At 67.5% G+C, this 13,827-nt stretch carries 9 protein-coding genes; 6 read left to right on the top strand and 3 right to left on the bottom strand.

Annotated elements, in window-relative coordinates; all coding sequences use genetic code 11:
* Nucleotides 1-12: 12 nt before the first annotated feature.
* Nucleotides 13-2,457: a methyl-accepting chemotaxis protein gene (locus tag BM167_RS02545; RefSeq protein WP_092888270.1), complete on the bottom strand. Its 2,445-nt coding sequence runs from the start codon at nt 2,455-2,457 to the stop codon at nt 13-15.
* On the bottom strand, nt 2,454-3,683 hold the full coding sequence (locus tag BM167_RS02540) for an ABC transporter substrate-binding protein (protein ID WP_092888267.1): 1,230 nt from the start codon (nt 3,681-3,683) through the stop codon (nt 2,454-2,456). Before BM167_RS02540 ends, BM167_RS02545 begins: the two co-directional genes overlap by 4 nt.
* 343 nt (nt 3,684-4,026) lie before the next feature.
* Between BM167_RS02540 and BM167_RS02535 the strand changes: the two genes are divergently transcribed.
* From BM167_RS02535 to BM167_RS02510, 6 genes are all read left to right on the top strand, one after another.
* On the top strand, nt 4,027-4,548 hold the full coding sequence (locus BM167_RS02535) for a DUF8215 family protein (RefSeq protein ID WP_092888264.1): 522 nt from the start codon (nt 4,027-4,029) through the stop codon (nt 4,546-4,548).
* 63 nt (nt 4,549-4,611) lie between these two features.
* A complete protein-coding gene (gene mutS, locus BM167_RS02530; RefSeq protein ID WP_092888261.1) occupies nt 4,612-7,377 on the top strand; it encodes a DNA mismatch repair protein MutS in 2,766 nt (921 codons plus the stop codon).
* Nucleotides 7,374-7,778 (top strand): NUDIX hydrolase, encoded by a 405-nt coding sequence (locus BM167_RS02525; RefSeq protein ID WP_092888258.1) that lies wholly within the window; start codon nt 7,374-7,376, stop codon nt 7,776-7,778. Before mutS ends, BM167_RS02525 begins: the two co-directional genes overlap by 4 nt.
* Entirely contained in the window at nt 7,775-10,051 is a 2,277-nt protein-coding gene (gene mutL, locus BM167_RS02520) for a DNA mismatch repair endonuclease MutL (protein WP_092888254.1), read from the top strand. The genes BM167_RS02525 and mutL overlap by 4 nt, the downstream gene beginning before the upstream one ends.
* 61 nt (nt 10,052-10,112) lie before the next feature.
* On the top strand, nt 10,113-11,072 hold the full coding sequence (gene kdgK1 / locus BM167_RS02515; RefSeq protein WP_092888251.1) for a bifunctional 2-dehydro-3-deoxygluconokinase/2-dehydro-3-deoxygalactonokinase: 960 nt from the start codon (nt 10,113-10,115) through the stop codon (nt 11,070-11,072).
* Between the two features lie 108 nt (nt 11,073-11,180).
* Entirely contained in the window at nt 11,181-12,587 is a 1,407-nt protein-coding gene (locus BM167_RS02510; protein ID WP_092888248.1) for an FAD-dependent oxidoreductase, read from the top strand.
* Nucleotides 12,588-12,592: 5 nt separating this feature from the next.
* Here BM167_RS02510 and BM167_RS02505 read toward each other — a convergent pair whose 3' ends face one another.
* Nucleotides 12,593-13,777, bottom strand: coding sequence for a sensor histidine kinase (locus BM167_RS02505; protein WP_177213267.1), 1,185 nt, complete (start codon nt 13,775-13,777; stop codon nt 12,593-12,595).
* Between the last annotated feature and the right edge of the window lie 50 nt (nt 13,778-13,827).

Here is a 13,827-nt window from a genome sequence, read left to right as displayed (position 1 = left end):
CGGGCGGTCGGGTTACTCCCCGCCGTCGGTTACGGTCGGCGTCCGGGTCGCGTCCGCGGAGTCGGAGGTGAGGTCGGCCGACCCCTCGCCTAACTCCGTGCTCGTCGCCGCCTCGCGACTCACGGTGAACTGCGAGACGAGAGACATGAGGTCCTCCGATTGGGAGGCGAGTTGCTCCGTCCCGTCGGACACCTCCGAGAGCGACGCCGACTGCTGTTGGGCGGCGGCGGCGACGTTCTCGGCGCGGTCGGCCGCCTCGTCGCTGAGGTCGGTCACGCGGTCCATCATCGAGGCGACTTCCTCGGTGGAGGCCGCCTGTTCGTCGGTCGTGCGGCTTATCTCCGCGACGCCCTCCGTCGTCTCTTCGACGTTCGTCACGATGTGGCCCAGAGACGAGTGGGCGTGTTCGACCGCCTCGACGCCCTCGTCTACGGCCTCTCGCGCGCCGTGGACCTCCTCTAAGGCCTCGGAGGATTTCTCTTGGACCGTGTCTATGGTCTCTTCTATCTCTTGGGCGGACTCTTTGGTCTCCTCGGCGAGGTCTTTGACCTCGTCCGCGACGACCGAGAAGCCCTCGCCCGCCTCGCCCGCCCGCGCGGCTTCGATGCTCGCGTTCAACGCGAGGATGTTCGTCTGCTCTGCGATCTTCGTGATGAGTTCGACGATGTCGCCGATGCGGCTCATGTCCGCTTCGAGGTCCTCTATGTGTTCGACCGTCTCGACGGTCTGTCGCTCGATGTCGGACATCGTGTCGAGAGCCGTCTCGGCCGCTTTGCGGCCCTCGTCGCTGGCCTCCTCGGTGTTGTCCGCCGTGTCGGACAGTTCCGACGCCGACGACGCGACTTCCTCGATAGTCGCAGAGAGGTTGCTCGTCTCCGTGGCGGTCTGTTCGAGATGCTGTTGTTGCTCGTGAGCGCCCTCGGCCATCATCTGCGTCGATTCGCTCACCTCTTGGCTGGCGCGCTCTATCTCTTGGGCGCTTGCGGTCACCTGTTGGCTCGCGGCGGCGACCGTCTCCGCGAACTCGGACACCTCCGCGATGGTGCCTTCGAGTTCGATCATCATCTCGTTGAACGAGCGCGCGACGCCGTTCATCGACTCGTTGTTCCCGTCGACGGACATCCGACGGGTCAGGTCGCCGTCGGACGCCGCCGCCATCACGTCGCCGAACTCCGCAGCCTTCCGTTCGAGTTCCGTGATGAGGCCTTCGAGTTCGCTCTGAGTGCGGGCCAGCGAGTCGCCGAACGTGCCCGGAACCTCCTCGTCTAAGACGGGGTCGTCGAAGTTCTTCTCGGCGAGCGCTTCGGTCTGTCCGGCGACGGTGTTCAGGTAGTCGCTCATCGAGTCGAACGAGGCGTAGAGACGCCCCATCTCGTCGATGCGGTGTGACTCGGGGACGTCCACGTCCAGGTCACCGTCCGCAATCGCGTCCGCGCTGGTTGCGATAGTCGAGAGCGACTTCGCGGTTCCCCGTCCGAGCGTCGCCCCCACGAGGAGAAGCGCGGCGAGCGCTAACACGACGAGGAGAGCGAGGTTGTTCGTCACCTGCGACTGGAGCGCGAACGCGCGCTGTTTCGGGACGTGGTAGGTCAGCACCCAGTCGGTGCCGACGACAGGAGAGTACGCCATAGCGTACTCTCCGGACTCCATCCCGGTGCGCGCGCCGACGAGACGGTAGCCGCTGTCGCCCGCCAGACCCGCCTCGATTGCGGTCACTTCGCCGTCGTCGATGGGTGCGTACGTATCGAGCAGGTTCCGGTTGCGGCCGTCCATCAGGATGGTGCCCTCGCCGTCGACGACTTTGGTGTCGCCCGTAGCGATAGACGATTTGAACCCGTGGGAACGCTCCCGAAGCGACGTGGTCAGGACGACGAACCCGTCTTGCCCCGCCACGGGAGCGACGAAGGCGACGACCGGTTCGTCGTCGAGCGAGTACGGACTCGACACCGTGGTGCCGGAGGCTCCGAGATACGACCCGGCGTCGGACGCCCACGGGGCGTCGTGTCCGGAGAGTCCGGTTCCGCCGAGACTGTCCGTCGTGCTGGCGGCGACAGTTCCGGTGGTGGCGTCCACGTAGTGAATCGCCCGCACGTCGCTCGGCATCTCGATGAGTTTCTGTTCGAGCCAGCGCTCTCTCTCCGCGGTCGAGGCGTTCGCGGCGCGTTCGGAGAGCGACCCCGCGAGAAGAGAGGCCGTAGAGCGCTTCTTCGAGACCCACTCGCCGACGGCGCGGGCTTCGGTGTCCGCGACGCCGCGAATCTGCGATTCGGTCTGCCGTTCGACGAGCGACTTCGTGTCGAGGTGGATGAACGCCCCCGCCGCGGCGATGAGCACCACGATAATCAAGAGCACGAGCCCGAACTTCGCGGCGTACCGTCTCCGAATCACGTTCGGGAGGAGGCGTTCGACCGAACCGAGAGCGCGGGCGACGACGCCCCGAGAGCGGTCGTCACTCATCGGCTCTCACCCCCGAAATACCCCTTCTGTAGGAGTTCGAGCTGTCTCACTCCTCCGTCTACGACCCGTTCGACGACGTATGGGCTGAGCGGTTCGAGGTGGTCGTTGAGGTCCACGTCGCTCGCGGCGCCCTGATAGTTGACCTCGCGGTCCGAGGAGAGAAGCGTCCGGGCGCGGTCGAACTCGCCGACCGAGAAGGTGTGCCCGGTTCCGCCCGACACCTCGCGAATCGACTCCGAGATGGCCTCGCCGCTGGCCTCGCCCGCGCGTTCCGCCGCGGCGGCCATCAAAACGAGCGCGTCGTAACCGTTGACGGCGTACGGCGCGATGGGGTCGAGTTCCGAGAGCTTCTTCGTCAGGCTGAGGTAGCCGTTCGTCCGAACCGACGACAGTGACGCGCTGTAGAACCCGTCGTAGAACGAGGGGATGCTGTCCGGGACGAGGCCCGAGGAGAACACCCACGGGGCCTCGTGGTCGGACGCCGCGTAGGCGTCGAGGACCTCCTTCTCCTGTCCGGGTACGCTGATGTATCCGACCGCGTCGGGGTCGTCAGCGAACGCCTCCTCGACGACGGGAGCGAAGTCGTCGGCGGCCGGGTCGTAGGGAACTTCGGCGACGACGGACGCGGAGACGTTCTCGCGAAGCGCCTCCGTCAGTCCCGACCCGTAGGAGTTGTCGATGTAGACGAACGAAACCCGGTCGGCGTCCGCGTACCGCGCGTCGTCGAACACTTTCGCCATGACGACAGATTGGAGCAGGTCGCTCGGGACGGTCCGACCGAAGAAGGTCCGGTCGCCGTTCACACCGGCCCCGGTCAACGCGGGGCTGGTGCTCGCGGGGCTGACCTCCATGAGACCGTCCTCCGCGGCTTTCGGCGCGAGCGCTATCGACACGTCGCTTATGACGCCGCCGACGAATCCGACGACGCCCTCGTCGCGCATCGACTCGTACGCCGAGACGGCGCTCTCGACGCTCGCACCGCTGTCCACGGCGACGAGTTCGACCGGCCGGTCGAGGACGCCCCCGGCGTCGTTGATGTCGTCTACGGCCTGTTCGACTGCGCGCTTGCAGTGAGTCCCGATACGTTCGAGCGACCCGGAAAGCGGTGCGACGACCCCGAACCCGACCGGCTCCCGGCTGTCCCCCTGAATCGAACCGAGACAGCCCCCGAGCGAACCGAGCCCGAGAACGCCGGCACCCCCCGCGAGGAAGCGTCGGCGTGACACGGTATCGCGAGACTGTGTAGAGATATCTGGCTTCACGTCGTCGGCTCAGAACGTACTATCGTTGATAACGTTTAGCCATAAAAACGACCTCGATATATCCGAATTAAACCGCGCTGAATATGTTGGTCAAGAAGTATGTCGGGAGAACCCCGCTTCCGTCGGTCGATTTTCCGATTCGACCGAACGGTAGTGTTGCCCATCTGTCACGATTTCGATATCAGGCGTGATAACTGACGGTGGCGACGGCGAAGCGGGGGCGGCGGTTTCGGACGGTCTCTTCGGAACTCTCGGCGCGCGACGAGGCGGTGGAATCTTTGTGCCGCCGCCCCACCTACGTCGTGAAATGCGAGACCATCCCGCACGGGACAGTCGTCCGGCCCGCACGTCTCTCCGGCGGAGTTGGGCGGGGCACGGTCGCCTCATCACCGTCGAGAAAGACCCCCTCGGTCGGTATCTCGACGACGTCGTTCGGATGTTCGCCGACGTGTCGATTCCGGTTCTCCCGTCGCTTTTGTTCGTGTTGGTGAGCGCCGACCTGCGGTTCTTCGGCGTCAAGAGCGGTGCGTTCTTCTGGTGGATGTCGGTGACCGCCGCCGCGACGTTCGTTCGCGGCGGGTGGGTAGACCCGCCATTCACGGACGTTCCGGGATGGGTGGCGGTGACGCCGGTCCTCGTCGCCCTCCGGATAGTCGCGTTCAACGGCGCGCTTCTCCTCGCGGCGTACGGAAGCGGCGCCGTCGCGTCCGCCGTCGGAGTTCCCGTTCTCGCCCCGGTTCTCGCCGTCTGCGTCGGCGTCGGCACCGCCCTCGGATTTCCCCGACTCGCCGAAGTCGTCTACGAGGCGGCCGACCGCGGACCGGCGTGACCGGCCGCCTGCGACGCCTCGCGGACCACAGCGTTTTATCCGCGCGAACCCCCACCTCCGAGTATGACTTCGCAGGGAATCGTCGGGGAGTTTCTCTCTTTGAAGTCCGAGACGGACGCGGACATCCTGACGATGCAGTGCGGCGACTTCTACGAGTTCTTCGCCGACGACGCCGAGTTGGTGGGCGAGGAACTCGACCTGAAAGTGTCACAGAAGTCCTCCCACGGGTCGTCGTACCCGATGGCGGGGGTCCCTCTCGACGACCTCACACCGTATCTGAAAGCGCTGGTCGAACGCGGCTACCGCGTCGCCGTCGCAGACCAGTTCGAAGACGGAAGCGGCGGCCACTACCGCGAGGTGACGCGCGTCGTCACCCCCGGAACGCTACTGGAGACGACGGACGCCGACGCGCGGTACATCGCCTCCGTGGTGGCCGGAGAGGCCGGCCCGGAGGAGGGTGTCGGCCTCGCGTTCGCCGACGTGACCACCGGGCAGTTCTTCGTGACGGAGGCGGCGGACGCCGACGCCGCCCACTCGGAGTTGTACCGGTTCGCGCCCGTCGAGATACTGCCGGGACCGACGGTTCGGAGCGACGACGAGTTCCTCCGACGCCTGCGGGAGGAGACGGACGCCTCTCTGTCGCTGTTCGAGGCGGAGTCGTTCGCGCCGGGGCGGGCGAAACACGCCGTCCGCGAGCAGTTCGGCCGAGAGACGCTCGAAAGCGTCGGCTTGGAGTCCGAACTCGCGGTTCGGGCCGCGGGCGGCGTCCTCCGGTACGTAGCGGAGACGGGCGCGGGCGTCCTTCAGTCGATGACGCGCCTGCAGACGTACGAGACGCGCGACCACCTCGAACTCGACGCGACGACCCAGCGAAACCTCGAACTGACGGAGACGATGCACGGCGAGCATTCGGGAACGCTCGTGGACGCGATCGACCACACCGTGACGAGTCCGGGCGGACGCCTCCTTCGAGAGTGGGTGACGCGCCCCCGCCGCGACAGGGCGGAACTCGGCCGTCGCCTCGACTGCGTGGAGACGCTCGCCACCGAGGCGTTGGCGCGGGAACGCGTCCGCGACGCCCTCGACGGGGCGTACGACCTCGAACGACTCGCCGCCCGCGCGGCGTCCGGGAGCGCCGGCGCGTCTGACCTGTTGGCGGCCCGCGACACCCTCGCGGTCCTGCCGGAACTCGCGGAGGCGATAGAGGGGAGTCGCCTCGCCGACTCGCCTCTCGCGGAGGTGGTGGCTCGCCCGGACCGGGAGGCGGCCGTCGACGTGCGCTCCGAACTCGACGCCGCACTCTCGGAGGACCCGCCGAAGACGGTGACGCAGGGCGGTCTGTTCGAGCGCGGGTACGACGACGAACTCGACGAACTCATCGACCGCCACGAGTCCGCAAAAGAGTGGATAGACGGCCTCGCGGAACGCGAGAAGCGTCGGCACGGCCTCTCGCACGTGACGGTCGACCGGAACAAGACCGACGGCTACTACATCCAAGTCGGCAAGTCCGTCGCCGACCGGGTGCCGGAACACTACCGCGAGATAAAGACGCTGAAAAACTCGAAACGGTTCGTCACCGAGGAGTTAGAGGAGAAAGAGCGGACGATACTCCGCCTCGAAGAGACGCGCGGCGACTTGGAGTACGACCTCTTCTGCGAGTTGCGCGAACGTGTCGCCGCCCGCGCGGAACTCCTCCAAGACGTGGGGCGGGCGCTGGCTGAGGTGGACGCGCTTGTGTCCTTGGCCGTCCACGCCGCCGGAAACGACTGGACGCGACCGACCCTCGAACCGTCCGGTCCGATTCGCATCGACGCCGGACGCCACCCCGTCGTCGAACGGACCACCGAGTTCGTCCCGAACGACCTGCGGATGGGCGGGGCGGCTACCGCCGCCAGTCCAGAGCGCGCCAGCGGGCGCGCGGACGAGGAACGCGACTTTCTCATCGTCACCGGGCCGAACATGTCGGGGAAGTCCACGTACATGCGACAGGTGGCGCTCATCGTCCTGTTGGCGCAAGTCGGAAGCTTCGTCCCCGCCAGCGCCGCCGAAATCGGCATCGTGGACGGCATCTACACCCGAGTCGGCGCGCTGGACGAACTCGCGCAGGGTCGCTCGACGTTCATGGTGGAGATGCAGGAGTTGTCGAACATCCTCCACTCGGCGACTGAGGATTCGCTCGTCATCTTGGACGAAGTCGGGCGCGGGACGGCGACGTACGACGGCATCTCCATCGCGTGGGCGGCAACGGAGTATCTCCACAACGAGGTTCGAGCCAAAACCTTGTTCGCCACACACTACCATGAACTTACATCACTGGCCGACCATCTCGAACGCGTGGCGAACGTCCACGTGGCCGCCGAGGAACGCGACGGAGACGTGACGTTCCTGCGGACGGTCGAAGACGGTCCGACCGACCGCTCGTACGGGATTCACGTCGCCGAACTCGCGGGCGTCCCGGAACCGGTCGTGGGGCGCGCAGACGATGTGTTGGCGAAGTTGCGCGAGGAGAAAGCGATAGAGGCGAAAGGCGGCGACGGCCGGGGAGACGCCGTGCAGGCCGTCTTCGACCTCTCGTCGGGGCAGTTCGCCGCGACGAACGGCGACAGAGAGACGCACGCCCCGTCGGAGCGCGGTTCCGGCGGCGGCCCGGCGTCCGGTGCGGAGGAGTCGAACGCCGCGGCGGCGGAACACGGAGAACGAACCATGGACCCCGAGATGGAGCAGATACTCGACGAACTCGAATCGACAGACGTGAATCAGCGCTCGCCGCTCGAACTGATGCAACGGGTACAGGAGTGGCAGGAGAGACTCGGCGGTGACGCGCGATGACCGAACGACCGCTTCGCGCCACGGTGAGTCTCCGCGGCGTGCTGTTCAGACCGCAGGACGACGTTCTCGTCGTCAAGCGCGCCACCGACGGGGGGTGGGAACTTCCCGGCGGCCGACTCGGCGCACAGGAGGACGCCCCCGAGGGCGTCCACCGCGAGATCCGAGAGGAGACCGGACTCGACGTCGACGTTCGGCGTCCGGTTCACGCCGTCTCGTGGCGTAACGACGACGACAACGGCCGGTTCGGCGTCTACTACCGCTGTCTCACCTCGGCGGACGAGGTGTCTCTCAGCCACGAGCACACCGACTTCGATTGGCTGTCGCCGCGCACCGCGGCGAAGCGACTCAGCGACGTGCAGGGGAAGGCAGTGAGACGCGCCCTGGAGGAACACGACCGGTGACCGACGAAGACACCCCGGCCATCAGAGCCCTCGACGACCGGACGGTTCGACAGATAGCGGCCGGAGAAGTCGTCGAGCGACCGGCCTCGGTCGTGAAGGAACTCGTCGAGAACAGCCTCGACGCCGGCGCGAGTCGCGTCTCAGTCGCGGTGGACACCGGCGGAACCGAGGGCGTGCGCGTCCGCGACGACGGGCGCGGGATGACCGAATCCGAGGTGGAACTGGCCGTCGAAGAACACACCACGAGCAAGATAGCCGGTATCGACGACTTGGAGTCCGGCGTCGGAACGCTCGGTTTCCGGGGGGAGGCGCTCCACACGATAAGCGCCGTCTCGCGGACGACCGTCCGGACGAAACCGCGCGGCGGCGACTCGGGGACCGAACTCCGCGTCGAGGGCGGCGAGGTGACGGCGGTTCGGCCGGCGGGATGTCCGGAGGGTACCGTCGTCGAAGTCGAGGACTTGTTCTACAACACGCCCGCGCGGCGGAAATTCCTGAAAACGACGGCGACGGAGTTCGACCACGTGAACACCGTCGTCACCCACTACGCGTTGGCGAACCCCGACGTGGCCATCTCCTTGGAACACGACGACAGGGAGGTGTTCGCCACCGAGGGCCGCGGCAGTCTCGAATCGACGGTGCTCTCGGTCTACGGCCGCGAGGTGGCGGAGTCGATGGTCCGGGTCGACCACGAACCCGAATCGGGGGCGATAGACGCCGTCTCCGGACTTGTCAGTCACCCCGAGACGACGCGAAGCACCCGCGAGTATCTCTCGACGTTCGTCAACGGGCGGTACGTCACCGCGCGCGTCCTCCGAGAGTCCGTCCTCGCGGCCTACGGCGGGCAGTTGGCGTCGGACCGTTACCCCTTCGCAGTGCTTTTCGTGGACCTCCCCGCGGACACGGTGGACGTGAACGTCCACCCCCGAAAGATGGAGGTCAGGTTCCACGAGGAGAGCGCGGTCGAAGACGCCGTCGAGGAGGCGGTGAGGTCCGCGCTGTTGGAGGACGGACTCGTCAGAGCGTCCGCGCCGCGGGGACGGTCCGCTCCCGACGAGACGGCAGTCGCCCCCGAGTCGCCGACGGAGGAGGTGACCGGCGGCGCGGGACACAGCCCACAACCGGAGTCGTCGGGCGGCCGAGCGAGTCGGTCCCGCAAGCGGTCGTTCGGGGAGGGGTCCGGTCGGTCGGCGCCAGAAGGAGAGACCGAAGAACGCGGGGCGAACGCGGCGGACGACTCGGCGCAGACCGCTTTCGAGAGCGTCGCGTCCGATTCCGGCGTGGGTGACGACGCCGACGCCGACGAGAGCGGACTCACCGGCACCGACTCCGAAGACGGCGGACGGACCGCGTCGGCGGACCACACCGCAGACGAGACGCGGTCCGACGACGCGTGGACCGTCTCGACCGGGTCGGGGTCCGAGAGCGACGACGCGACGAGTCGGACGGAACCGGCGTCGCCCGGTCTCTCCGAGTCGTCCGCGACGGGGACGAACCCCTCGAACGCCGACGCACCGCGGGCCGAGAAGTCGCCCGACTCGCCGTCTCCGGCGTCCGACCGTCGGCGTTCCGGCGGACCGCCTCTCGGCGTCGAGGGGCCGACGGTCCAACGCGATTTAGACGGCGAGGCCGCCGCCCTCGAACCGGAGTTCGACAGTCTCCCGTCGATGCGCGTCCTCGGGCAACTCCACGAGACGTACATCGTCGCCGAGACGGCGAGCGGACTCGTCCTCGTGGACCAACACGCCGCGGACGAACGGGTGAACTACGAACGCCTGCGGGCGGAACTGGCGGGCGACGTGGCGACGCAGGCCCTCGCGAACCCGGTGGAACTCGAACTGACCGCGCGGGAGGCGGCCCTGTTCGCCGAGTACCGCGACGCCCTCGCGGACGTCGGCTTTCGCGCCGAACGGACGGGCGAGCGAACCGTCGAGGTTCGGAGCGTCCCGGCCGTCTTCGCGTCGGCGTTGGACCCGGAACTGCTCCGCGACGCGTTGACCGCGTTCGTGTCCGAGGGCGACGACGGCGGACGCGAGACGGTGGCGAACGTCGCGGACGAACTGCTCGCGGACCTGGCGTGTTACCCCTCGGTGACGGGCAACACCTCGCTCACCGAGGGCTCCGTGGTGGACCTGCTCTCCGCGCTCGACGACTGCGAGAACCCCTACGCCTGCCCGCACGGACGTCCGGTCGTCATCGAACTCGACCGCGGCGAGATAGAAGACCGGTTCGAGCGGGATTACCCTGGCCACGGCGGGCGGCGCGCGGAATAGTCGCTTCGGTCCGTCGAACGGACCTCCCGAACTTATGTACCGGTCCGATGAACGATGGTTTATGAGCGACCTCGTCACGTTCGGGGAGACGATGCTTCGGTTGTCGCCGCCGCACGGCGAGCGACTGGAACGGACCCGCACACTCGACGTACAGGCCGGTGGCGCCGAAAGTAACGTCGCGGTGGCCGCCGCGCGCTTAGGGATAGATTCGGTGTGGCTCTCGAAACTGCCGGACTCGCCTCTGGGCCGCCGCGTCGTCTCCGAACTGCGGAGCCACGGGGTCCGAACCGGTATCGTCTGGGACGACCCCGAGGAGTCCCGCATCGGTACCTACTATCTCGAACACGGGACCGAACCCCGCGGCACCGACGTCACCTACGACCGGAAAGACGCCGCGGTGACGACGACGGTGCCCGAGGAACTCCCTCTCGGGGCGATTCGGAACTCGGAGATGTTCTACACCAGCGGAATCACCCCGGCGCTCTCGGAGACGCTGGCGGCCACGACCGAACGCGTCTTGGCCGCGGCGCAGGACGGCGAGACGACGACGGTGTTCGACCTGAACTACCGGTCGAAGCTCTGGTCGCCCGAGGCCGCCCGCGAGGAGTTCGAGTCGCTTTTCCCCGCTATCGACCTCCTCGTCGCCGCCGAACGCGACGTGCGGTCGGTTCTCGACCGAGAGGGCGACGTGACCGAACTCGCGCACGGACTCGCCACCGACTTCGGCTTCGAGACGGTCGTCATCACGCGCGGCGAGAACGGCTCCGTGGCCCTCCACGAGGGCGAGGTGTTCGAACAGGATATCTATCGGGCGGAGACCGTGGACGCGATCGGAACGGGCGACGCCTTCGTCGGCGGGTTCCTCGCGAAGCGACTCCACGGCGGCAACGTGGGCGAGGCGCTCGAATACGGCTCTGCGACCGCCTCGCTGAAACGCACCGTCGACGGTGACCTCGCGGTCGTCACGCCCGAGGAAGTGGACGCCGTCGTCGAACGGGACGCGGGCGGAATCTCCAGATAGACCGCGTTCGAGCCGACGCGGTGTGCCCACGAGAACGGAGCGGGGTTCGACCGTCGGGTGCGACGGACGCCCCCGAACCACTATCTGTCCGCGCTTCCCCCTGTCTGTATGACACACGTAGTCGTCGTAGGCGCGTACGGAAGCGCGGGCGTCGCCGCCGCGGAGGGACTGCTCGACGCGGTGGGCGAGGAAATCGACCGCCTGACGCTCGTCGACGACGGCGAACCGGGCGGCGGACTCTGCATTCTCCGCGGCTGTATGCCGTCGAAAGAACTGCTCTCGGCGGCCGAACACAGATATCAGGCTCGACACGACGACAGACTCGTCGGCGACCCCCCGGAGATGGACCTCGAACGAATCGTCGCGACGAAAGACGAACACGTCTCGAACTTCGCGTCGCACCGCCGCGGCGCGGTTCACGAGATGACCGAACGCGACGGCGTCGAGTTCCGCCACGAACGCGCCGAGTTCGTCGGTGAACGGACGCTCCGGGTGGGCAACGACCGAATCGAGGCGGACTACGTCGTCGTCGCGACTGGCTCTGAACCCGTCGTTCCGGACATCCCCGGCATGGGCGAGGCGGATTTCTACACCAGCGCGGACGTGTTAGACGCCACTGACCTGCCGGACTCGGGCGTCGTGGTGGGCTTCGGCTTCGTCGGACTGGAACTCGTCCCGTACCTCGTGGAGGCGGGGGTCGACGTGACCGTCGTCGAACACGACGAACGGCCGCTAGACGAGGCCGACCCCGCCTTCGGCGAGGAGATACTCTCGCTGTACCGCGAGGAGTTCGGCGTCGACGTGCTGACCGAGACGTACGAAAAACGGGTCGAATCGACCGACGAGGGAGTTCGATTACACGTCGAGGGGCCGGACGGCGACCCGTCGGCGGTGGACGCGGAGGGGTTGTTCTGTTTCACCGGACGGCGACCGAACGTCGGCGGACTCGGACTCGAACGCGCGGGACTGTCGGTGGAGTCCGGGTGGGTGACGGCCGCGATGCACGCGGCGGACGACCCGCGCGTGTTCGTCCCCGGCGACGCGAACGGGAAAGAACCCATCCTCCACGTCGCGAAGGAACACGGCTACCTCGCCGCCGAGAACATCCTCGCGGACGTTCGCGGGGGGACGCTCGAACCGTACGAGAACGTCCACCACCACGTCGTCTTCTCGGGCGCGGGGGTGTACCCGTACGCCCGCGTGGGGCACTCGGAGGCGTCGGCGACGGCGGCGGGCCTCGACCACGTCGCAGTACACCGAGAAGCGTCCGACGACGGCGTGTTCAAGACGAAGGCGGTACCGCGCGGACGGGCGACGCTCGTCGTGGCAACGGACGGAACCGTCCTCGGGTATCAGGGACTGCACTACCACGCGGACGTGATGGCGAAGACGATGCAGGTGGTCGTCGAACGCGGGATGGACGTTCGGACGCTCCCCGACAGGGCGTACCACCCGACGACGCCCGAGATTCTCGACGGACTGTTCCGCGCGGCGACGGCGGAGATACGCGACTAGGGCGGTCAGATTCCCGGGTTCGTTCCCCACGCGGAGAACGGGTCCTCGTCGTCCGGCGTCGCCGTCGCGGGCGAGTCCGCGGCGTCGGCCGCGTCCGCTCTCGGAAGCGTCACGAGGACGGCGGTTCCGACCGCCAGCGACTCGAATTCGAGTCGGCCGCCGGACTCGGCAACGGCCCACTGGACGAACCAGAGGCCGAGGCCGCTGGAGTGTCGAAGCGGCGTCTCGACGCCCGCGTCGAGCACGTCGAGTTCCTCCTCGGGGATGCCCGGCCCGTCGTCTTCGACGCGGAGGCGAACCGTCTCGGAACTGACGCGGACGGCGACCGAGACGGTCGGTTCCGACGAGGGGTTGTGGACGACGGCGTTCTCGACGACGGCGTCCACCACGGCGTCGAGGAGGGGGACCGAAGAGACGGACGCCTCGTCCGGTACGTCGACGGTGACGTCGACCTCCGGGCGGTCGGTTCTGAGAGCGTCGAGGTTCTCGCGAACGACCGCCGCGAGGTCAGACTGCACCGCCGTGACGTCGTCGCTCTCGGCGAGCAGTCGTTCTAAGTCTCGGGCCTTCTCGCTCAATCGGAGAATCTCCTCGGACTTTCGTTCGATGACGGCGGCGCGGTTCCGAACGTCGCCCTCCCCCTCGGCGATGAGAGAGGCGTAGCCGTGGACGACGTTCAGTTCGTTGCGCAGGTCGTGACGGAGGACTCGGTTCAGGACGTGGAGGCGTTGACTCAGCCACTCCGCGCGGCGTCGTTCCGAGCGGAGACGGGCCGCGGTTCGGGCGGCGCGGGCGTCGTAGACGCCGACGAGGAGGCCGACGAACGCGCCGCCGGTGGCCGCGTTGGCGACGAGGTACCACCACTGCTCTAAGTCGAGTCCCTCCGCGCGCAGGTAGAAGACTGTGAGGACGCCGAGACCACCGACGGCGGTGACACCGACGAACGTCCAGCGGACGAGGGTCTCGACTCGGTCACGTCCCAACTCAGTTCGGAGCACCCAACCCGTCGCGGCCAAAAAGAGAACCGCAGTCGCGAGTGGCCCGAGCGTCGTGAACAGAAGCGACGCGCGACTGTGCGCGCTCTCGTGGACGTCCCCGAAGAGATGCACGACGTGGAGGAAGACGAGTACGGCCCCGACCAAACGGAGCATCGACGGCCCGTACGCCGCCAGTCGGGAACTGGTATCCATCCTACCCCATCTCCACGTCGCCATCGCATTAGGGTTTCGTCGCACCGTCG

Source organism: Halopelagius inordinatus (assembly GCF_900113245.1).
GTDB lineage: Archaea > Halobacteriota > Halobacteria > Halobacteriales > Haloferacaceae > Halopelagius > Halopelagius inordinatus.
Note: the sequence above shows the minus strand (reverse complement) of the source record. Positions and strands in the feature narration are given on the sequence as shown.

Excerpts from the sequence above, each read along its gene's own strand:
- BM167_RS02545 (WP_092888270.1), bottom strand. The coding sequence starts at position 2,457 with ATGAGTGACGACCGCTCTCGGGGCGTCGTCGCCCGCGCTCTCGGTTCG.
- BM167_RS02535 (WP_092888264.1), top strand. The coding sequence starts at position 4,027 with ATGCGAGACCATCCCGCACGGGACAGTCGTCCGGCCCGCACGTCTCTC.
- mutS (WP_092888261.1), top strand. The coding sequence starts at position 4,612 with ATGACTTCGCAGGGAATCGTCGGGGAGTTTCTCTCTTTGAAGTCCGAG.
- BM167_RS02525 (WP_092888258.1), top strand. The coding sequence starts at position 7,374 with ATGACCGAACGACCGCTTCGCGCCACGGTGAGTCTCCGCGGCGTGCTG.
- kdgK1 (WP_092888251.1), top strand. The coding sequence starts at position 10,113 with ATGAGCGACCTCGTCACGTTCGGGGAGACGATGCTTCGGTTGTCGCCG.
- BM167_RS02510 (WP_092888248.1), top strand. The coding sequence starts at position 11,181 with ATGACACACGTAGTCGTCGTAGGCGCGTACGGAAGCGCGGGCGTCGCC.
- BM167_RS02505 (WP_177213267.1), bottom strand. The coding sequence starts at position 13,777 with ATGGATACCAGTTCCCGACTGGCGGCGTACGGGCCGTCGATGCTCCGT.